General features: G+C 40.9%; 18 protein-coding genes and 1 pseudogene. 12 read left to right on the top strand and 7 right to left on the bottom strand.

Features of this window, described 5'->3' with window-relative positions; genetic code table 11:
- Positions 1 to 6: 6 nt before the first annotated feature.
- The 5 genes and pseudogenes from FBB35_RS34080 to FBB35_RS00525 all read left to right on the top strand — a co-directional run.
- Positions 7 to 153 (top strand): annotated as a pseudogene (locus FBB35_RS34080) (transposase); the annotation flags it as partial.
- Between the two features lie 22 nt (positions 154 to 175).
- Positions 176 to 406, top strand: a complete 231-nt coding sequence (locus tag FBB35_RS00540) for a hypothetical protein (protein ID WP_174708049.1) — start codon at positions 176 to 178, stop codon at positions 404 to 406.
- 36 nt (positions 407 to 442) lie between these two features.
- Positions 443 to 1,345: an SIMPL domain-containing protein gene (locus tag FBB35_RS00535; protein ID WP_174708048.1), complete on the top strand. Its 903-nt coding sequence runs from the start codon at positions 443 to 445 to the stop codon at positions 1,343 to 1,345.
- A gap of 664 nt (positions 1,346 to 2,009) precedes the next feature.
- The gene (locus tag FBB35_RS00530) at positions 2,010 to 2,411 is read left to right on the top strand and encodes a VOC family protein (protein ID WP_174708047.1); all 402 of its coding nucleotides are present in this window, start codon (positions 2,010 to 2,012) and stop codon (positions 2,409 to 2,411) included.
- A 465-nt stretch (positions 2,412 to 2,876) separates the two neighbouring features.
- Positions 2,877 to 3,797, top strand: a complete 921-nt coding sequence (locus FBB35_RS00525; protein WP_174708046.1) for a bestrophin family protein — start codon at positions 2,877 to 2,879, stop codon at positions 3,795 to 3,797.
- Positions 3,798 to 3,852: 55 nt separating this feature from the next.
- On the opposite strand, the gene FBB35_RS00520 is transcribed toward FBB35_RS00525, so the two are convergent.
- Positions 3,853 to 4,500, bottom strand: coding sequence for an MOSC domain-containing protein (locus FBB35_RS00520; RefSeq protein WP_174708045.1), 648 nt, complete (start codon positions 4,498 to 4,500; stop codon positions 3,853 to 3,855).
- Positions 4,501 to 4,751: 251 nt separating this feature from the next.
- On the opposite strand from FBB35_RS00520, the gene FBB35_RS00515 reads away from it, so the two are divergent.
- Together FBB35_RS00515 and FBB35_RS00510 are read left to right on the top strand one after the other, a co-directional pair.
- Positions 4,752 to 5,588 (top strand): alpha/beta fold hydrolase, encoded by an 837-nt coding sequence (locus FBB35_RS00515; RefSeq protein ID WP_174713485.1) that lies wholly within the window; start codon positions 4,752 to 4,754, stop codon positions 5,586 to 5,588.
- Between the two features lie 276 nt (positions 5,589 to 5,864).
- The gene (locus FBB35_RS00510; RefSeq protein WP_174708044.1) at positions 5,865 to 7,745 is read left to right on the top strand and encodes a serine/threonine-protein kinase; all 1,881 of its coding nucleotides are present in this window, start codon (positions 5,865 to 5,867) and stop codon (positions 7,743 to 7,745) included.
- 74 nt (positions 7,746 to 7,819) lie between these two features.
- Here FBB35_RS00510 and FBB35_RS00505 read toward each other — a convergent pair whose 3' ends face one another.
- From FBB35_RS00505 to FBB35_RS00485, 5 genes are all read right to left on the bottom strand, one after another.
- Positions 7,820 to 8,608, bottom strand: a complete 789-nt coding sequence (locus FBB35_RS00505; protein ID WP_174708043.1) for an ABC-2 family transporter protein — start codon at positions 8,606 to 8,608, stop codon at positions 7,820 to 7,822.
- A 46-nt stretch (positions 8,609 to 8,654) separates the two neighbouring features.
- Positions 8,655 to 9,635: an ATP-binding cassette domain-containing protein gene (locus FBB35_RS00500; RefSeq protein ID WP_174708042.1), complete on the bottom strand. Its 981-nt coding sequence runs from the start codon at positions 9,633 to 9,635 to the stop codon at positions 8,655 to 8,657.
- A gap of 182 nt (positions 9,636 to 9,817) precedes the next feature.
- Entirely contained in the window at positions 9,818 to 11,461 is a 1,644-nt protein-coding gene (locus tag FBB35_RS00495) for an AarF/ABC1/UbiB kinase family protein (RefSeq protein ID WP_174708041.1), read from the bottom strand.
- Between the two features lie 30 nt (positions 11,462 to 11,491).
- Positions 11,492 to 11,743, bottom strand: coding sequence for a membrane protein insertion efficiency factor YidD (gene yidD, locus FBB35_RS00490; protein ID WP_254625964.1), 252 nt, complete (start codon positions 11,741 to 11,743; stop codon positions 11,492 to 11,494).
- 114 nt (positions 11,744 to 11,857) lie between these two features.
- Positions 11,858 to 12,979: a mannose-1-phosphate guanylyltransferase gene (locus FBB35_RS00485; protein WP_174708039.1), complete on the bottom strand. Its 1,122-nt coding sequence runs from the start codon at positions 12,977 to 12,979 to the stop codon at positions 11,858 to 11,860.
- 115 nt (positions 12,980 to 13,094) lie between these two features.
- Between FBB35_RS00485 and FBB35_RS00480 the strand changes: the two genes are divergently transcribed.
- A complete protein-coding gene (locus tag FBB35_RS00480) occupies positions 13,095 to 14,615 on the top strand; it encodes an LCP family protein (RefSeq protein ID WP_174708038.1) in 1,521 nt (506 codons plus the stop codon).
- Between the two features lie 91 nt (positions 14,616 to 14,706).
- A complete protein-coding gene (locus FBB35_RS00475; protein WP_174708037.1) occupies positions 14,707 to 15,213 on the top strand; it encodes a pentapeptide repeat-containing protein in 507 nt (168 codons plus the stop codon).
- A 72-nt stretch (positions 15,214 to 15,285) separates the two neighbouring features.
- Here the strand turns inward: FBB35_RS00475 and FBB35_RS00470 are convergent, their stop codons facing one another.
- The gene (locus FBB35_RS00470; protein WP_174708036.1) at positions 15,286 to 18,303 is read right to left on the bottom strand and encodes a GAF domain-containing protein; all 3,018 of its coding nucleotides are present in this window, start codon (positions 18,301 to 18,303) and stop codon (positions 15,286 to 15,288) included.
- A 517-nt stretch (positions 18,304 to 18,820) separates the two neighbouring features.
- Between FBB35_RS00470 and murJ the strand changes: the two genes are divergently transcribed.
- The 3 genes from murJ (at position 18,821) to FBB35_RS00455 (ending at position 21,751) form a co-directional block, all read left to right on the top strand.
- Complete coding sequence (gene murJ / locus FBB35_RS00465) at positions 18,821 to 20,425, top strand: murein biosynthesis integral membrane protein MurJ (RefSeq protein ID WP_174708035.1); 1,605 nt, start codon at positions 18,821 to 18,823, stop codon at positions 20,423 to 20,425.
- 315 nt (positions 20,426 to 20,740) lie between these two features.
- A complete protein-coding gene (locus tag FBB35_RS00460; RefSeq protein WP_174708034.1) occupies positions 20,741 to 21,253 on the top strand; it encodes an outer membrane beta-barrel protein in 513 nt (170 codons plus the stop codon).
- A gap of 219 nt (positions 21,254 to 21,472) precedes the next feature.
- Positions 21,473 to 21,751, top strand: coding sequence for a hypothetical protein (locus tag FBB35_RS00455; RefSeq protein WP_174708033.1), 279 nt, complete (start codon positions 21,473 to 21,475; stop codon positions 21,749 to 21,751).
- Positions 21,752 to 22,282 lie beyond the last annotated feature (531 nt).

Below are 22,282 nucleotides of genomic sequence, written 5' to 3'. Positions count from 1 at the left end.
GTTGAAACTGGCCGTATCAATGTCATTGTTCACGACAATGGCTCCTTACATACCAGTAAGAAAGCAAAACAAAAATGGCTTGAGTGGCAGGAAAAAGGACTATTCGTTTTTTTCTTACCAGCCTATTGTTCTAAAATGAATCGGATCGAGTAAGAGTGGCATCAAATAAAAACTCATGAAATTGCTGGACAAATGTTTGACAATAACTACGATTCAACTATGGCAATTATTGATGGCATGGAAGCTAGAAGCGGAAAGGGTGAATATACCCTTGAGCGTCTTATATTTAATTGTGCCTATCTACTTAATAGTTCGCAGTGAATTTTTAATTTTTGAGCTAATTCCACGGCGTTTAGTCGTGGAATTAGCTCAATATTTTTGTACGTATCCTGCTCTTGAGGTGTAAACTTTGACAATTAGGTTCAAAGGACATTCCCAGGACATGAGAAAAATAACTGCTCTAATGTTAGTAAGTATGACCGTGACTGTTGGCGTGGGAGTATTAACGCCCAAAGTTACTAATGCCCAATTATTTTATCCACCAGCCAGCGATCGCCATTCATTAATGGTAATCGGTCAAGGAGTAGTGAAAGTGCCAGCAGATACAGCCGATATTGAACTGGTATTCAGTAGCGAAAGTAGCAATGGTGAGTCAGAAACGCAACCATCATCTCTACCGCAAACCCGCCGCATATCCTTACCCTCCGGGTATGCCTCCGGCACGCCAAGGGCGAACGGCAGTCCCTCTTTGTTGGAACAACAAGACCGGGCTGTCTCACCAACTCTATTCTTAAATTACAAAACAGTAGCAGAATCTTCACCAAGCAAAAAATTACTAACTAAAGCAACTCTCCAACCTGTAGTCAATAGCCTAGTTGCCAAAGGAATTAGTGCTGATAAAATTCAAGTACAAATTAACCCGAATTCCAGCGAAAATAACGCCAAAATACTGGTGAGGTTGGAAAAACCAACACGCGATCGCGTCCAGGAAATTGTTGCTACAGCAAACAAAGCGACAAGCCAAATCGACAATCTTTCCGTTAAGAGTGTGGGCGTTGAGTACGCAGTAAATGACTGTCAGGCTTTGCAGAGTTCAGTTTATCAATCAGCTATGAAAGATGCTCAAAGCCGCGCTCAGGCTTTAGCAACTGCAATGAGTGTTAAACTTGATGTTCCTTCTGTAGCCGAACCATTTTACACATTATTTTATCCCTCATGTAGTTCTAAAACTGGAGTTCCTTTACCATCATTTGCTAGTTTTTTATTGTCACCGACTTATAATCCAGATGCCCCAGCAGAAGTTGAGATGAAAAAGGATATTTTTGTGACATATACAACAAAATAAGCATTTATATTTAAGTGTGTCGCACTTTAATTTAATCAAGATGATAAGTGCGATCGCTTAACTATATTTTTTCTGAGCCGAATCAATAACTCCAATAATGAAAAAACTCCAGAAATGTTTGTGACAAGTCTGGAGTCAGGAAAGATACGCATTTACCTATACCAAATTTTCACCGTGAGAGTATCCTGCGTCATCAGGGTATACACTCAAATACAGTAAATAATGTCTGAAAATTAACTGCTTTGTTTACACAAATTTTCTGTTTGAATAGGACTTACGCACGAGTTACGGAATAAGGAACCGCAGAGAAATGCGAGTTTGAAAGATGAGATTTTGCGTAAGTCTTATTGAAGTAACGCAAAACAGCCCCAGTAAATCTGAGACCGCTTTGCGAGAGTTGTTTGCTAGGAGGGGGGTACATCAACAAAGTGATGCCCTATGTTAAATATAAATAATTCAGTATGCATCCCTATTCAGCCCTCTTTTGGCTTATCAGGATGATTTTAAAAATTGCGTAGGCGCAGCCTGTCGTAGACATCGCTTTTTCAAAAAGAAACTCCAGATGCACTTAAGGCATTCTGGAGTAGTAACAGGTTTCTAACATCAATCAATTTTTACATCTGCGATCGCCTGATGTCGTTGGGGTATATACTCAAATGTATTTATGTCTACTCATCCGCAAATAGAACAGCAAATTACCTTCTTTTACACCCATAATCTCAATGCCTCTACACAATTCTACGAGCAAATGCTGGGCTTGGAGCTATGGCTTGACCAAGGAACCTGTCGAATTTATACTGTTAATGGTTCTGGATACTTGGGATTTTGTCAAGCAAGCGAAACATCCACTCCTCCAGCCGACAAAGAATCAAGTGTCATTTTTACCTTGGTAACGCCGCAGGTGGATGAGTGGTTTGAATATCTCAAAGAACGTGGTGTCAAATTTGAAAAGCCACCTACACTAAATGAAAAGTACAATATTTACCACTGTTTTTTTCGCGATCCCAGTGGTTATTTGATTGAAATTCAACGTTTTGAGACTAACCATAAAAAAAGACATAACTAAATAAGTTATGTCTAAGTATTCAATTTACAGGGCAGGATTTGTACAGATTAGAACTTTTTGATTTACTGGGGTATATGACACCGACTAATGCAGTATGACCATTACCCTGAGCCATCTACCTTTTCTTCTATCGACTTATCAGAGTGAGAGGCGCGATTTATGCAGCCACCAATAAATATTTACATTTCTTTACAATTAGCCACGAGCGCTTTTGATTTTTATATAATGGCGGCTTAATCGCTGACAAAAACTCTTTACATTAATTCTAATGATAAATATTTAACTGGACTCTATATTGTATAACAGAAGCTAGAATACAATCATTATCGCCAGCAGATCATGTTCTTTAGCAAGATTACTTTTTAAAGTATACTATTTGCCAATTTTGCTATTTATATAGTTATTATTTTTAAAGTATCGATATTTAATCTATCGATTTGCTAAATATTATCTTAGGGTGACTGCATGACAACCAAAAAAATTACATGGCTAAGTACAACATTGCAATTTAAAGGTTCGGTCATGAAAGCAATTTACAAACATATTTTATTATGCGGAGCCTTCGGATTTTTTATTTCTCTGCTTTACCATTTTGAACTGCCTGTATCCCAACCGATTTTAGGAAGTGTTATTCCTAGTATTGTTTTAGGTTTATTACTTGTATTTCGTACAAATACTGCTTATGAGCGATTTTGGGAAGGGAGAAAATGCTGGGGTTCTCTAGTAAATAACATCCGAAATCTGGCCCGGCAAATTTGGGTATCTATTGATGAAATATCTCCAGAAGATAAAGACAATAAAATTACAGCATTAAATTTATTAATAGCTTTTGCTGTGACAACTAAATTACATTTGCGGGGAGAAGCAGTCAATAGCGAGTTAGAAGATTTAATGCCATCTACTAAGTATAGAAAACTTAAGATTATGAATAATCCCCCCATAGAAGTTGCATTTTGGATAGGAGATTATTTACAGGAGCAGTATCATCGCAATTGCCTTAATAGCTACCAGTTAACATCTATGCAAGAATTATTGAATAATCTTGTAGATAATTTAGGTGCTTGTGAACGAATTTTAAAAACACCTATGCCATTAGCTTACGCCATTCATCTTAAGCAATTATTGTTACTATATTGTTTCCTGCTACCATTTCAAATAGTGGAAAGTCTGGGTTGGTGGACAGGTTTAATTGCGGCTTTAGTTGGTTTTACAGTATTTGGGATTGAAGCAATTGGCTTGGAGATAGAAAACCCCTTTGGTTATGATCCTAACGACTTACCTCTAGATGCGATTTGTGCCACAATGAAACGCAATATAGACGATTTAACTACTCTGACTCCAAATACGCGATCTCATCCAGGAAAATTGACTTATGAGAAAAGTTGAGACTGTTTATAAAACAATTAAAACGGTTTCTTAAAAATTTTAGTATTGATGAGATTCATCTGTTAATTTTTTTGATTTGCTGCTGGAAATAGTCTCGCCAATCTATAGGTAAAGCCTCAACTTTTACGGTGCGGTGTAATAGTTCTAGGTCGTCTGTTTCGCGTGCATACAATCGGGTAATATCGGCAATAGTGACATTATTTGAGTCTCGACTGATTAACTCAAAAGTATCACCGTTTCCTATTTTCCCCTCTTGTAGCACCGAAAAGTAGAACCCTGTTAAGCGGCTATCTAAAAACTGTTTAACTATATCAGCACGTCCGAACTTGATTAAGAGTTTATAACAAGGCATTCGAGGTTGAGTCACCATTACCTCTGCGCTACCAATTTGGAAGCGATCGCCAATATTAACGTCATCTTCTAACAGCCCGACTGTAGTAAGGTTTTCACCAAACATTCCCCAGGGCAAATCTATATCAGGTAACTTGCGCCGCCAATAGTCGTAATGCTCAAATGGATAAGCATAAACTGCTTTATCTTTACCTCCGTGGACGCTTAAATCAGCTTGTTTATCGCCATCTAAGTTGAGCGATCGCATCATCACCCGTCCCTCAACTGGTTCTTTAAAAATTCCCGTTGTAACTGTTTTGCCCTTCCAAAGTACTTCACGGGGAAGTCCTACATTGACTGAGATAACTTGCATAAGTTAATATCCCCTCTTGCAAAAATTGGATTTTTAATTATGTAAAGCAAACTTTACAAAACTCAGCACTCTTCATTTTCCACTTTGAGGCTAGGAATTGTTGGCAAAGAGTTAATAATCTTATTTATAAGTGGCGCTACGCCCAGTCGTAGGTGTAGCACATCGCATAGACTCATTTCTCCCTGCCCTCCAGCTTGTTTCACAGTACTATATAAACGCGAAACTATCTCTTCATTGGTGGATGTGCAATGATGCCTGTACGTCAAATTTTATCAAAGCCTGATATCCAACTTTCTTACTTAGAGTGGAACCAAGGTAAAGAACCCTTACTGCTGTTACACGGGTTAGGCGACCATGCTCTAGTGTGGTCTAGTTTAGGAGATTATTTAGCAGCAGAGTACCACATAATCGCACCAGATATGCGCGGACATGGCGAAAGTACCAAGCCTGAGAGAGATTATACTTTTGAAAGTGCGATCGCAGACCTCGAAGCACTTATGGATCGTCTGGAATGGACATCTGCCCATATTGTAAGTCATTCCTGGACAGGTAAATTAGCCGCTATCTGGGCAAGACAAAACCCAAAGCGTTTGCGGAGTATAATTCTCATCGATCCAATTTTCATCTGGAAAATGCCCAACCTTTTCAGACTAACTTTTCCCATGTTGTATCGCTTCTTACCCTTTCTCAAAAGCATGGGCCCCTTTGCCAGTCATGAAGAAGCCGAACAACAAGCACGGCAATTAAAGCAATATCAAGGATGGAGTTCCTTGCAGGAGCAAGTTTTCCAAGCAGGAATAGAACAAAAACCCGATGGTAGTTGGGGTAGCAAATTTACCATCGCCGCCCGCGACGGGATTTTTGAAGCAGTGATGCAAGTGCCTGGTTTTACAATCCCCCTTGATACCCAAGCCCTCTTTGTCCAACCAGAACAAGGACTTAACCGCCAAGATTGGCAAATCCAACCCTACAAAACCTATCTCAAAAAACTACGCATCTGCCAAGTTCCTGGCAATCACTGGCCATTTTTGACACAACCAGAGGCATTTAACCAAACTGTAGCAGCTTTTTTGGCAGAACACAGATAGAAAATCTCATTATTATTAGACGGGATTATCATCCGGCAACAGAAGAATGAATAGGAAGGATGTTTAGCGATAAGCGGCTACGCTTCCCTTAAATCAGTTATTAGTTATCAGTCATCAGCATTCATTGGTCACTGATAAATAATTATGATTTACGCAAAACTACAGATGCTTCGGGGAAATTTATGAATTTACCCTACCTGAAAATAAGGGTTTTGGCTATTGTTTGCGTAAATCCTGCTAATAACTGATAACTGTTAAAGTACGGATAAGCCACTCATGAGCCTTTGTATCAACCCCGTTTGCCCTACACCAAATCACCCGAATAATGAACAAAACCGCTTTTGTCAAAGTTGTGGTTCCCATTTGGAATTGCTAGGGCGTTATCGGGTGAAGTGCCTGTTGAGTGACAAAACAGGGTTTAGTAAAGTTTATGAAGCATACGAACAAGATACTCCTAAAATCCTCAAAATACTCAAAGAGGATTTATCAGGTAACGCCAAAGCAGTAGAACTATTTCAGCAAGAAGTAACCGTACTGGAACAACTCAACCATCCCGGCATTCCCAAAGAAGATAGTTACTTTCAGTATCAAACCCGACATGGTTTAGTGTTGCATTGTATTGCAATGGAAAAAATCGACGGGTACAACTTAGTACAGTGGCTACAGCAGAATCGCCCCATTTCCGAAGACCAAGCTGTAGCTTGGCTAAAACAATTAGTGGAAATTTTAGATTTAATGCATGGTAAACAATACCTGCATCGAGATATTAAGCCATCTAATATCATGATTAGATCCCCCCTTGGGAAGGATTGGGGGGACTTGGTACTGATTGATTTTGGCACAGCCACTGAAATTGACAGAACCGACCCAGACCAACTTAGCAATGGCGATGGAATGACAGCACTTATGTCATCTGGCTACAGCGCTCCAGAACAAATGAATGGTCAAGCAGTACCACAATCAGATTTCTTTGCTTTGGGACGCACCTTTATATTTTTGCTAACGGGACAGCATCCCTTAGATATGTATGATGTTCAGCAAAATGTATTGCACTGGCAAAATCATGCCATCGATATTTCACCCTTACTATTAAATTTAATTGATTGGCTCACAGCAGCAGATATAAAAAAGCGTCCTGCTAATGCCCAAGAAATTTTGCAGCGCCTAGAACACATTGAAGAAGGCAAAAAGTTCTGCTCAGATGAGGATTCAACCCCGCCAGTTGCGCCAGATTCCCGCAAAGTAGAGGAGCCACTTTCAGAAGTCGAGGATTCAGAGCCAATCTCGCTTTTGTCGGAGCAGGAACCAGAAAATAGTATTCCTCCTGCCTCTTTTGTTGAAACGCAGCTAACAGAAACTACTCCTGAAAATATTAATTTAGTAATCGATTTGAACACAGAAGAGTTGTCCCCGCCAATTCCTAAAACTTTATCATCGCTACAGAAAGAGCCAGAAGAAGTACCACTACTGAAATTTTTTGCAGGTTTGCTAGTGATATTAGGGTTACTTAGTATAGTGGCTTTAGCAATGCGAAACTCAAAATTTACTGTGAATTCAAATTATGGGCAATCTCCCGAAAAGAGAGGTAAGATTGATTATTTTTCTTATCAAGAAGGTAGAGATAGCCAAGGAAGGAGAGCCGAATTTAATATCGCTGTTTTATCACTAGAATATAAATGGCTTTTAGGTAGCAATTTTCAAATTAAATATGATGATGAAATTATTAGTATAGACCTTTTAAAGTTGAACTTAGAACAAGAAGGGATACAAAAGATAATGGATGAACCCAGGGAAATTATCTCTGTAGGTACAGTTGCTTGTAAGGGTAATATAGCAGTTCAACAGCGAATAGCTCTAGAACGTTCTAAAAAAATTCAATTTTTAGTCAAAAAATTATTTATTAATACACCAAGTGTCAAAGGTTATAGAATATTAAATTTAGGACAATTTCAACGGAGTAATTGTCAGGCAAATCAGGATTTAACTACATATCAGAGAAGTATTATAATTATTGGTGTGAAAAATAAATCCGCAGGTGTCATTCTCGATGAAGCACTACGAGATCGGTTAGAAAAGAAACCTTTTGCTGATTTTAAGTTAGAAGATTATTCATTAGGGACGGCAGAAAACTTTAAGACGATACCAAGTAATTTATAAAATATATAGCAAAGTATATCAGGGTATAGGTTTAGTCAATCATAATATGTCGCCACTTTAGTAATTATGATTATTTATGCTCCCATCCCAGAATACCGCTTCAAACCTGCACGCCACAGCAAGCGATTCGCGCCCAAAAACACTAATAGCCAACCGAATATTGACCCAAATCCTCGCCCTATATCCACAGGTAGCCCTACCAAAAGACTCGCAGGAAAATCAATCAAATACGGAAAAGGCGTAAACATCACTATTGTCCGCATAGATTCTGGAAAAACCTCTAAAGGTGCTATCAAACCAGATAAAAATAGATAAAACAACAACCAAAAATTTTCTAAAGCACTAGCCCGTTCTGTCCAAAAGGTCAACATAGCAAAGGTGTACTGAATCGTAAACCGCAAAGTAAAAGCTAGCGCCACTGCCAATATAAACAGCAAAAATCTACTTAAACTTGGTACCCAAAAAGCTTGGGGATAAAGAATAAAAAATAATGCTACTAATAAAAAAGCAAACGATAGCCTAGCAAATCTTTCAGAAATATGTCCCGCGACATGATGCCATACTGGGTCGAGTGGTTGTAGCAATTTGGGCGAAAGCTTGCCTTCCACAACCTCTTTTTCAAAGTCCCAAATTACCCAAACAACTGTTAATTGTCTTACAACGAAAACCGTGATAAAGTAACGGGCAAAATCCACAGGTGATAGCCCAAATTGTCCACCTTGTGCTGCCTGTATCCAGATACCCATGAGAATGATCGGCAAAGACCCAGCCAACACCCATAAAATTAGTTCTGCTCGATACTCAACCATATAGGCATAGTATACTGACAGCAAAGTTAGGGCTTTTCTAATCATCTTTTTCATTTATAGTGCATTCTCCCCTTGGCAACTCTATTTCTGGCAGCGATCGCTACACAACACCTGCCTGAAAAACTCGCCCAATTACTTCTTCTACAGGCGGTTCAGTGACAGTTAAATCAATTACCTCCAAATCCGTCAAAATTTTAGATACCGTGCGGGTAAGCGCCTCTCTAGATACCATAAAATGCACCGATCGCCCTTCTAAGAGTTTCACATCCCCATAAGTCATAAGTTTTTCCATTGGTAGAGGTTGGGCTAACTCTATATAGACTTCCCGGTAAGGGGCAAAACGTTCTAGTAGTCCATCTAAACTACCGTCATACATCAGGCTTCCTTGGTGAATCAACAGCACTCGTTGACACAAAGCTGTAATATCAGCCATGTAATGACTCGTCAACAGCACTGTAGCCTGATAACGCTGATTGTAGTCGCGCAAAAAATCGCGTACCGCGACCTGAGCATTTACATCTAATCCCAGAGTCGGTTCATCGAGGAACAATACATGGGGACGGTGCAAAAGTGCTGCTAGCAATTCTGCCTTCATCCGCTCACCCAAAGATAGCTTCCGTACCGGTTGGGTCAGTTTGCCTTCCAGGGAAAGCATCTCTGTTAATTCTCCTACCCGCCGTTGAAACTCTTTATCAGAGATGTTGTATACAGCAGCATTAATTCTCAAAGAATCCAGTGCTGGTAAGTCCCAAATTAGCTGCTGTTTTTGCCCCATCACCAAGGTAATTTTTTGCAAAAATGCTTCTTTACGCTGAAACGGAATTTGTCCAGCTACTTGAACTGTACCGCTAGAGGGATGAATCAGCCCCGTGAGCATTTTTAGTGTGGTGGTTTTTCCAGCACCATTTGGGCCCAAAAACCCCACTACTTCACCGGGGGCAATTTCAAAGGAAACATCCTGCACTGCTTTAATTGAGCGGTAGGTACGGCGGAAAAAATGGGTGATTGTTCCTTTAATACCCGGACTTTTAACTGCTACTGGATAAGATTTACTCAGATTTTCAGCAACAATAATTGACATATTTTTTATCATGACTTACGCAAACAATAGGTAAAAATAAAGATTTTCAGGTAGGGGCAATTCATAATTGCCCCTACAGCATATAGTTTTGCGTAAGCGTGGTTCCAAATACGAAAGCAGGGATTTTTGACAGTGACATATCATGATTAACTGTGGTGGGCATTATGCACAACACATAGACTTTACCGCAAACGTCCCGATCGCAATGTACTGATAATTAACCACAAACCCAATAAGCTAGCAACGGCAAAAAGGGCGGTGCTTAAAAAAGATAGCTGACTTGTCTGCGCTCTGGTGGAAATAATTGCTGCACCCATAATCAGCGAACCTACTAGTATACTAAAAGATAGTCGGTTAGCTGCATCGTCCATCGTGCGCCGCACCCCATCTAAACCCCGCAGCGAGAGATTCCACTGTAAGGTTTCTGAGGTAACTCGGTCTAATAGCAGTTCTATTTGGCGAGGAGATTGGAGAGACAGACTTTTAATATCTAAGGCTGTCCGTAATAGCGATCGCACTGGATTATCGCCTAATAATTGCCGACGAAACAAGTCTGTAATTAATGGTTTAACTTCATCGAAAAAATTAAGCTCTGGGTTGAATGTCCGCGCTACACCTTCTAAATTCGCTAGGGTTTTGGCATACAAACCCATATTGCTAGGTAATCTAATTTTATTGTTACGGGCAACTTGTAAAACTTCATAAATTATCTGACTAAAGTTTATTTGCGTTAAGCTGACATTATGATACTTTCGCAACATGCGATCGTAATCATTTTCTAACCGCGACAAAATAACTGGTTGAGCAGAATCTGAGAGCTGCAAAGTTAACTGAGCGCACCTTTGAGCATCTAAATCAACGATCGCTAACAACATCTCTGTTAATATCTGCTGTGTGCGGGGATCAAGTCTTCCCACCATGCCACAGTCTAAGAGAGCAACACGCCCATCTGTGAGATAAAACAAGTTTCCTGGATGGGGATCGGCGTGAAAAAAGCCATCAATATATAGTTGCTGAAAAAATACCCGAAATAACAAAGTAGTTATTTCTTTACGCTCTACGGCAGGGTCTTTACCATTATTATTGTTTAAATCTGCCGACAAGAATGGTACTCCATCTAACCATTCCATCACCAGTAATTTTTCTGTGGTCAATTCCCAATTAATCTCTGCAACCACTATTTGCGTGGGATCAAACCAGCGACTTTTAGATAAGTTGCGCCGCAGTTGGTCTGTAAAACCCGCTTCCCGTGTAAAATCTAACTCGGCTTCTAGGGCTTTGGTGAATTCTTCAGCGATGGATTTGATTTCATAAGTTTGCCCAAATTCAGTCCGCGCTACTAAATCGGCTATACCTTGAATTAAAGCAATATCTTGACCAATAGTTAGATCGATTCCCGGACGTTGGACTTTCAAAGCGACTTCTCGACCATCTGCTAATGTAGCGCGATGTGTCTGGGCAATTGATCCCGCCGCTACTGGGATCGGGTTAACTGTCTTGAAGGTTTCTGCTAGTGGGCGTTTTAATTCTTTGCGAAGGATTATTTCTATCTCTGACCAAGGTACTGGCGGTACTTCGTCTTGTAAAGTTGATAGTTCCTCAATGTAGGCGGCGTTTAGTAAATCTGGACGTGTAGACATTAGCTGGCCAAGTTTGACGTAAACTGGCCCCAAGTCTACCAAGATATTTTTTAAAACCGCAGGTGTAGGTAACTGGGGTTCATCAGCTTTGCCACCAGTAAGTAACCTTCGCATATAGTCCCAGCCATTGCGAAGGAATACTTCAAGAATTTCTCGTTGACGGGGAACAGTTTGGGTGAGGAACATTTTTGTAAATAACTGCAAAGACGCAGGGAGTTAAAGAGGTAAACAACAGGGGATGACAATACAACGGAAGTTGGCTTTAGCTTTTAAAGTTTTGCTAGCTGCGCCACAGCTTTGGAATCTTTTTAGGGATGATTGTATGGCTTCGTGGAGCTTATGTTCACTTAGCATTCGTTTAATGTAATTAGAGCAGGAATCCCCACCGTGTAATAAGCGATGGGAACAACTAAATCCTTTGGAAGGAGAAATATATTTTTGATAGGCTGTAATAGACTCGATTGCCATTGTCTTGGCGAGAGGCTCAAAGCTAATAATGTTCATAACTGTCAGATAAAATAACAGACAGTCAAGTTATAATAGGAAAACAGACTTTTTAGCCTCTGCCAAGGGTTCTAACTTTTACAGCAGGTCAGTAAATCGAGAATCGCTTTGGAGAATTTTAAGGATCTGCTTAATTTCCTGGGTACGTTCTTTTTTAACAACGAGGGTGACATTGCGATCGCGCACAATCACCACGTCCTCTAAACCAATTGTAACAACTACATCCTCTGGATTTGAGGCATAAATAATCGCCCCCTGCGTATCTAGCCCTACGTGGGTAGCAAGTTCTACATTGGGATTCTCTTCTGTTTTGAGTAACCGCTCGATCGCATTCCAATCTCCTAAATCATCCCAACCAAAATCAACTGGCAAAACGTATGCTAAAGTTGTCTTTTCCATTAGGGCATAGTCTATACTCTTCTTAGGCAACTGGGGATAAATATCAGCACCCTGTTGTTCTAAAGGTTCGATAATTTCTGGAGCATGGGTGTGTAGTTCCTTGAGAACAACCCCTGCCCGAAAAACGAACATTCCACTATTCCAGCTAAAACGTCCCGTAGATAAAAAAGTCTCTGCCGTTTCGCGGTTGGGCTTTTCAGTAAAGCGATTGACGTGATAAGCTGGCAACTCATTAAAGCTACCTATCTTTTCACCTTGTTCAATGTAGCCGTAACCGGTTGATGGAAAAGTAGGTTTGATCCCTAGTGTAACGATCGCTGCTGTGCTTGCTGCCAGTTGCGTAGCCGCGCTTAATGTGTGTGCAAACGCTTCTTCGTCAGCAATCCAGTGGTCAGCAGGGAAAAAGCCAATCACAGCGTCTTCTCCATAGCGCTGTTTGATTTCTAAACTTGTCCAAGCAACGGCTGCGGCTGTGTCTCTGCCTTCCGACTCAATTAGTAAGTTTTCAACTGGTAGATCGGGTAATTGTTGTCTTACCCCTTCAGCTATCTGACTAGAAGTGATCACCCACAAGGAATCCCACCCCGTTCGGGTTCGCCAGTCGCTCATGGGGGAAACCCCCAAGACCGCGCTGGACTCACCGCCACCGAGTTTTATCAATCGATCGGCGGTTGCTTGTAATAAACTTCTAGAGCTACCATCAAGACTTAAAAATTGTTTAGGTCGGTCTTTGCGACTCAGGGGCCAAAAACGTTCACCTTTACCACCAGCCAGGATTACGGGGAACAATAAAGTATTCATGTTGTCATACACGCCTACCGAAGAACATTATAAGTTTACAGTGAGCCTTTCCACTGGCAATATCTGTAGCTTGGATTAACATACTTTTAGGGAGTGGTTGAGTGGGGAGATAATTGTGATAAAACAAGTCGAATGGTCGGAAAATCCGGTTACATCTCAGCAAGTTATAGAATTTGAAACTGAGGTGCGATCGCAGCAAATTCAACGCACGGAAAATCAGGTAACGCCAGCACCAGTAGCCGACTCAGAGGAGGAGGATGTCGAACTAAACCCGCCAGCCAATCCGAACCGTAGCGTCGTCGAATCAGTGGGCGCGATTCCCAATCAGCTTTACGAGAGACTGGGCTTAACCATGCCTCGATGGTTATTGTGGATCATGACGATTGTTATCGGCATCATCTTATCTGGGCTGCTAGTCTCAACTTTAGCGCTGTGGACTCCTTTGTGGAGCAATCTCGATCGAACAGATGAAGATTTGGGAACTAATGCTAAAGACGAGATAAAAATCCCATTACCAGGGGAATTGTGGGGCAAACTTTCCCAGTATCAGCTTTCACGACCCATGAATATCTTAATTATGGGGATTGAACCAGTTAACGGTACTGTTGATGGTTCACCAGAAAGCTTTGCTGGCAAAAGCGACTCTATGCTGTTAGTACGGCTTAACCCTGGTGAAAAATCTGTACGGGTGCTTTCTATTCCTAAAGATACGATGATTGCCATCCCCGAAAAGGGAGAAAAGGGATTAACTAAGGTATCTGATGCCAATGCTAAAGGCGGCCCAGTCTTGGCAGCACGGGTAGTTAGTCGTACCTTAAATAATGCCCCAATCGATCGCTACATCCGTATTTCTACTAGCGGCTTACGGCAGTTAGTCGATCAGTTAGGCGGAGTCGAGGTCTTTGTTCCCCAATCAATGACATATAAAGACTCTAGCAGTCGGCTGTCGATTAATTTAGTCAGTGGCTGGCAAACCCTCAACGGCGAACAAGCAGAACAGTTTGTGCGGTTCCGCGAACCAGGTTTGGGAGATTTGGCAAGAGTGCAGCGTCAGCAAGCACTAACAGCAGCATTGCTGCAACGCTTAAATAGTCCTACCATCTTACCCCGGTTGCCTCAATTAACTCGCTTGATGCGAAAATACTTTGATACCAACCTGAAGATGGAAGAAATGATGGCGTTGGTCAACTTTGGCCTCAATCTAGATCGAGATAATTTCCAAATGACGGTGTTGCCTGGTACTTTTAGCCGCTTTAGCAAAGACCCTGATAGCTATTGGCTAGATATGACTGGACAACAGAGCCTGTTGAATGATTATGTTGGGGTAAATGTACCTGGTCTTAAACCAGATATGCGTCAGGTTCCTAACCTCAAAATTGCTATTCAAAATGCCTCTAATCAACCTCAGCTAACTGAAAAAGTTATTGCTTATCTTAAACAGAAAGGCTTTACTAAAATTTACAAAGTGCCTGATTGGCCAGATACTCAACGTCAAACTCAAATTATTGTCCAAAAAGGCAATCGGCGAGTTGGAGTTGATTTGCAAAAAGTCTTAGGCTTGGGTCAAATTGAGGTGGCGGCTGTTGGTGATTTAGAATCTGACCTTACAATTCGGATTGGTAAAGATTGGAAATAGGCAAGAGTCATTAGTCATTAGTCATTAGTCATTGTTAACTAACAAAGGACAAAGGACTAATGACAACGGACTACTGAAAAATAATAAAGTTATGAAAAAGATTTTACTGCGATTTTTGGGTTTGATTGGGATTTTGATACTAGCATTTTGCTGGATAATACTGAATCCGAAACCTGCTTTTGCTCAACTCAATACAATTAACTACAACAATATAAATTTAGAAAATCGTGACTTTTCTCATGCTGATTTGGCAGGTGTGACCTTTGTAGCAGCAGAAATGCGGGGGACGAATTTCCAAGGGGCGAATTTAACCAACGCAATTCTCACTAAAGGAGTTTTGTTAAAAGCAAATTTGGAAGGCGCGAACTTGAGCGGCGCTTTAGTCGATCGCGCAACTATGGATGGTGCTAACCTGAAAAATGCCATTTTTACAGAAGCAACTTTGACCCGCAGCCGTTTTTTCGATGCCGAAATTACAGGCGCTGATTTCACCGACGCTTTAATTGACCGCTATCAAGTATCACTAATGTGTGAAAGAGCCGATGGCGTAAATCCAGTTACGAGTATGTCAACGCGAGATAGTTTGGGTTGTAAGTAAAGAATCTCAGCGTTGAGCATAAAAAAGAGATATTCTACCGATTGACTGAGAATTGTTAAAAACCAGTCGCCTCTAATTACTGCTAGGAATTTCAATTAAAAACTCTGTTCCTTCTCCTGGTTTAGAGGAACATTTAATTTGACCATGATGTTTTTCAACTACTATTTGATAACTGATAGACAATCCTAACCCAGTACCTTTACCTGGCCCTTTAGTAGTGAAGAAGGGATCAAATATATGCGATCGCACTTCTTCTGGAATTCCCAGACCATTATCAGCTATTCTAATTACAATCTGGTTATTAATAGTTTGCGTACTAATCCAGATAGTCAAAGGTATCATCGGACACCTCTGAGATAACTTCAAATATCTTTGCTGTATAGCTTTAAACTTTTCCTCTAATGCATCAATACTGTTACTCAACAGATTCATAAACACTTGATTTAATTGTGAGGGATAGCATTCGAGTAAAGATAAAGTAGCATATTCTTTAACAATCTCAATAGCTGGGCGTTCATTATTGTTTTTGAGCCGATGCCCTAAAATCAGCAAAGTACTATCTAATCCCTCATGAATATCTACTGCCTTCAATTCAGCTTCATCTGTACGAGAGAAGTTTCGCAGTGATAGTACAATATCATGAATTCGCTCTGTTCCTATTTTCATTGAATCAAGAGTTTTGGGTAAATCTTCGATGATAAAATCCAAATCATTATTGTCAATTTTTTCTTGGACAGTTGGCGGTAGAGAGAAGTTTTGACGGTAAATTTCCACTGTATTCAGTAGTTCTTGAATATATTCATTTAAATGTATAAGATTGCCAAAAATAAAACTCACAGGATTGTTGATTTCATGAGCGACTCCAGCAAGTAGTTGTCCTAAACCTGCCATTTTTTCACCCTGAATTAACCGGGTCTGAGTTTGTTTTAATTCTTGCAGAGTTTGAGTTAGTTCTAAGGTTTGACGTTTAGTTTGTTCGAGTAATTCTGCTTGCTGAATAGCAATTCCAAATTGCACAGCTACTTGAGCTAGTAAATTGATTTCTTCCTCTTTCCAATAGCGCGGTTGCGAATTTTGATAAGCAACCAATAATCCCCATAATTTTTCGCCTTGTCGAATGGGAACAAAAGTTTCATTGCGCGGAAGTTCGTTATCGTCGTCTGTACCCTCAAAGGTTTTTAGAATCATTGATTGGGCTTGTGCAACAGGTTTCCAACCATCTTTAAAGGAATCTGCCACAAATTTACCGCTCCAATCCGCGTTGAAGCGGTAGATTGCAACTCGCTCGACTTCGAGTAACTCTCGCACCGCTTGAGTAGTGGTTCTAAAAATAGTTTTAATATCAAGCGATTGGCGAATTTTATCAATAGTTGCAGCCAGCAATTCTTGACGTTCCATTGCTTTCTCGCGTTCAGTGGCTTCTGCTAACTGGACAACCTGCATTTGAACTTGTTTAAAATAAGAATCCTGTTTTAATGCAACTCCCAATTGCTCGGCTATTTGACTGGTAAATTCAATTTCAGAGGGTTGCCAGTGACGAGAAGCAGTACATTGATGAATACACAGCAATCCCCAAAGTTCACCTTTTTTCAATAGAGGTGCGACCAAATTTGCCCGCACTTGAAATTTTTCTAGAATTTGGATGTAGCAACCTGGAAACTTTGCTTGATAAATATCAGCGATCGCATTTACCCGACCCTGTGCATAAAGGGATACAAAGTTTTCACCGAAGCAATAATCATAAACTTTTTCTGCTGTTACCGAGTTACACTCAGCAACAACATCCTCAGAAATAAATTCTCCTTCCCAATCTTTTTGTGGGTCAAACCGAAAGACTGCCACTCGGTCTGCTTGCAGCATTTTCCGCGCCTCTGTGACAGTTGTTTGGAAGATTGTATCTAAATCTAGGGACTCTCGAATTCGAGTAATCACGCTAGTTAATGTCTTTTGTTGCTCTGCTTGGTACTGAGCGTGTGCCAGCAACTTATAGTGTCGCAGTGCCACACCAATTTGTGTGCCAATTTTGGTTAGTGATTCGACTTCATAAGATTGCCACTGTCTGGGTGAAGCGTTTTGGTAAGCAGCAATGACTCCCCAAAGTTTGTCTCCTTGGAGAATAGGGGCAGTTGCAAAGGCTTTTGCCTGGAATTGCTCCAACAGGGTTACATGACAGTCTGTTAATCCAGCTTGGTAAATGTCATTGACTGTAAATGTCTCGTTGTCAACATAACGTCCGCCTTGTGTCTGTTGTAAATAAGTATCAGCGATCGCAGGCTGAACGCCAACTACGGGAGTCCAACCTTCAACAAATGATTCAGCAACAAAGTTACCACTCCAATCGGCATTAAAGCTAAAGATGGCAACTCGATCGGCTTGCAGTAGCTTGCGTATTTCTTGAGTTGTGGTTTTAAAGATGGTTTCAATATCAAGGGGTGAGCGAATTTTATCGACAATCTGAGCAATTACTTGGTCGCGTTGAACCGCTTGAGCCAATTTTGCAGCTTGTAATTGCACTTCGTGAAGATGCTTTGCTTGTTGAATCGCAACTGTCAGATGGTCAGCAATTTGACGTATAAATTCAATTTCTGATTCTTTCCAGTTACGAGCCTCACTGCACTGATGAATGCAAAGCAATCCCCACAGTTCTTTCTGGCGCGATAAAGGGACAACGAGATTGGCCTTGACCTGAAATTTAGTCAAAATTGCGGCATGGCAACCACTCAGTCCGGCATTGTAAATATCTGCTACTGCTTGGACTCGACCTTGTTGATAACTGGAAGCAAATTGTTCTCCAAAGCAATGGTCGTAAACTTTTACTTCTAACGCCGAAGTCCAACCAGGTGCAACATCTTCAGAAACAAATTTTCCTTCCCAGTCTTTTTCTAGGTCAAACTGAAAGACTGCTACACGGTCAGCATTGAGCAGTAGACGTACTTCTGTAGCGGTAGTTTGAAAAATCGTTTCTAAGTCAAGAGACTCCCGAATTCGGACAATTACACTCGCCAGAGCCTTTTGTTGATCTAGTTGCTCTTGAAGTTGAGCGCTTGACAATAGAAGTTGATTTTTTGTGAAATTTGAATTGGGTTCCATTGCTCTGGATTTTATTTATACAAGGGTTCCTAATACCAAACTTCATGAATCAAAAACAGTTCAAAACTGCAAATTTTTACATTTTTAAACTATTTCCTAGAAGCTGGCTATTGTTATAGTTCCCCTTTCTCGATCTATCCTCGTAATGGTTTAAAAAATAATTTTGGCTTGTATAAGTAGGTCGGCGCAATTAAGGCTAACTAGCTAAAGCTGTCATTTGTCCTTTGTCATTGGTCATTAGTAAAGATTTTAAGCCTATTTACGTTTCGTAATATACTTGAGTTTTTTCGCGCCAATTTACTTACAACAAAAGATATGAATAATTCAAGGTTTTTAGGAAGCGGCTCTAGCCCGTACTAAGAGCTAATTCGATTAATTTCACATTGCGATCGCAGGCATCGCACTTAAAATGACTATAAACTAATGACTGATTTGCCAAAATTTACCTGACAGACTGCGGAATTTCAGGTTAAATGTTTTAAAGTATGCACTCTGTAAGAGTTGTCGGGTATTATTCGTGACACAACAAGACCAAAAACCCTCTCGTTCTTTCGCTGGAATTGCTGGCATTGTTGCCGCAGCCACATTAATTAGTAAAGTCTTCGGTTTAGTGCGGCAGCAAGCGATCGCTGCGGCTTTTGGTGTTGGTGCTGCTGCTACCGCCTATAGCTACGCCTATATTATCCCTGGTTTTCTGTTGATCTTACTCGGTGGTGTCAATGGGCCATTACACAGTGCGCTCGTCAGCGTTTTAGCCAAGCGGCGGCGAGAAGAAGCGGCTCCCCTAGTGGAAACCGTGACAACGCTAGTGGCTGGATTGCTGTTGCTGGTGACAGTTGCTCAAGTTTTATTTGCGGATGCGATCGTTGATATAGTCGGTCATGGGTTGCAAGAGACAACCAGAGCGATCGCCATTCAACAACTCCGCATTATGGCACCAATGGCTTTATTTGCCGGTTTAATTGGCATCGGCTTCGGTACTCTCAACGCAGCCAATCAATATTGGTTACTTTCCATTAGTCCCTTATTATCTAGTATTACCGTTGTTATCGGTCTTGGTATCCTGGCGATGCAATTGGGCAAGGATATTATTAAACCGGAGTACGCTTTAATTGGTGGAATGGTCTTAGCTTGGGGAACCTTAGCAGGAGCAGTTCTTCAGTGGTTAGTGCAGCTAATTGTCCAGTGGCGGTTAGGATTAGGCACATTACGCCTGCGGTTTGATTTTAAATCCCCAGGTGTTCAAGAAGTCATTAGAATTATGACTCCAGCAACAGTTTCTTCTGGAATGATGCCAATTAATGTCGCCACTGACCTTTATTTTGCTAGTCCTATCCCTGGTGCTGCGGCAGGATTTAACTATGCGAATCTATTAGTCCAAACTCCCTTGGGGATTATTTCTAATATCATTTTACTGCCTCTGTTACCGATATTTGCTAGGCTTGCTAGCCCCGAAAATTGGCCAGATTTAAAATTACGCATTCGCCAAGGACTGCTACTCACTGCCTTCACCATGCTACCGCTAGGGGCATTGATGGTGGCATTATCTGTACCCATTGTGCAGGTGGTATATGAACGCGGTGCTTTCAAACCAGAAGCCACAGAGCTAGTTTCATCGTTGCTAGTCGCTTACGGAATTGGGATGTTTGTCTATTTGGGACGTGATGTTTTGGTGCGGGTGTTCTACGCTTTAGGTGATGGACAGACACCTTTTCGCATCAGTATTTTTAACATCTTGCTCAATATCTTATTAGATTGGTTTTTCGTTAAACCTTTTGGCGCTCCCGGTTTGGTGTTGGCAACAGTGGGTGTAAATTGTAGCTCAATGTTGATGCTGTTATGGTTGCTCGATCGCAAACTCAACGGTTTACCTTGGCGTGAATGGGGTTTGCCGATTTTGGGTTTGGCTGCTGGTAGCGTGGTAGCTGGGTTAGCAAGCTATGGTACATTGGTTGGTTCTCAGCAATTACTAGGTAAAACGGGTTTACTGATTTTGGTGTTGCAATTGTGTGTATCTGGTTTTGTAGGGATTGCGGTGTTTGCTGCGATCGCTTCTTGGATGAAAATACCAGAGGTGAATATTTTTACATCTCGCCTACGTCAACGCTTTTTGAAGAAATAACTGTTATTTAAATAGAAGTCAGGAGTCAGAATGGGCTAAACGCCCCGCTAACAGCATGAACTTGGAGTCAGAAAAAGCAGATAGCGTAGCGTAAAGACAAGAGGGTGGTGGATCTGAATCTTCCATTTTCTTATTCTGACTCCTAAATTCTGAATCCTGAATTCTTCAATTAAATATTTCAGTTAGTACACCCAAGTGGGTGAGAAATAATTCAGCCAGTAGGGTGAACCAGGTGTGCGAGGTTACATTTTGTAAAAAAAGAGATTCTAGTACTAGAGAACATTGATTTTACCTAACTCTAGTGAGAATAATTCTATGAAACTTACAAAATTAGCTGCCTCTGCACTTGCTGTTGCTTCCATTGTCCTCTCGGCAGGAATTGCTTCTGCTCAAACAGCCGGTACAAACGGTAATTATATTGGTGCTGGTGTTGCAGTTGGTGCAACCAGTGGTGGACAAGGAAACGATGAAGCACAAATTGGCGGTAATATTCAAGGACGTTACGCCGTTCCCAATACACCTGTTTCACTGCGGGGTTCTGTACTGTATGGTGGTGATGCTGCTGCAATTATGCCCATCGTGACTTACGATGCGCCTATCGCCAGAAACACTAACGTTTACTTCGGTGGTGGTTATTCTTTTGTAACTGACGAAGGTCAAAAAACCCCATTAGGCAATCAGAATGCACCTGTAGTCACCCTTGGTATTGAATCAGAAGTTAGCAATAATGTCATTGCTTATGGCGATACTAAATGGGGCATTGATGCCTACAAAAACAGTGATGCTGATGCTGTCAGCTTCCAAGCTGGATTAGGCTATCGCTTCTAGTGATTACGAGCTAGGAGACAGCTTATTCGCAAGCTAAAGGAATGATGTTTACCAGCCGTCATAGAACTTATTCTGTCATATCTGAGCATCCATACTCAGATATGACATATTTTTAATCATTTTTATTTATGATTTTGATAACCAATTATATTGGCTATTATCAATAGTTTTTCTTAAAGTTAAATGACCAATTTTAAATATGCATAAAAGATATTACTCATGGAAAAAATTAATGCCATTCCAGAAATACTGGGTGAAACAACTGATGTAGAATCTTGGCTAATTCGGGCTGGGCTAAGATTTTCTGACTTAGGTAACGATGCCGCCAGTATTGCAATCCGTAAGCAATGGCGACAATATCAAGCCGCAGTTCAAAGATGCTGTGCAGTCCTACACCAACCACCTTCACGTGTTCAATTAAGCGGCGACTATGCCAACCTGAGAATACCTGGGGGTGCATCAACCAATTGTGCGATTCCTCATACCGATTCTATGTGAGGCTGCACCTTCAATACTATGCGGATTTATTCTTCCACAAGCAGAAATTTTAGCAACTTGATGATGGTTATTCAGAATTCTGAATCCTTCTTAGAGGATCTTTGAAAAGTCCTCTTGTCGGTATCAAAAGTTCTATATCCTCCTAAATTCCCCTTTCTAAGGGCAGGGCTGTTTCATTCCCTAAAAGGCGCTGATTTACAAGCGTTCCAAGCAAAAAAAACAGGTGACTAAAAAATCTGATTGGGCAAGAAAATGGTGAACGCACTTAAATGTGCTGGTTGAGGTGGTAGTTTTTCTTTTTCCCACTCAAGCAAATTTTTGACTCATACTCTTGACAAAATCCTAAGAGATCGAATGAATCAGCCCTGCTTTCTAAGGGGGACTTTGATTCCGGTTCCCCCTTTTTTAAGGCTACGGTGTACACACAAGTCAGATCCAGTTTTAGTTTTATCCAAATACGCTTGGGATAAGCCAGAAAGCCCTCATGTAGAGACGCGATTTATCACGTCTAAAAGTGCCTAAAGTTACAGC

It is taken from the genome of Nostoc sp. TCL240-02, assembly GCF_013343235.1.
Taxonomy (GTDB): Bacteria; Cyanobacteriota; Cyanobacteriia; order Cyanobacteriales; family Nostocaceae; genus Nostoc.
Note: the sequence above shows the minus strand (reverse complement) of the source record. Positions and strands in the feature narration are given on the sequence as shown.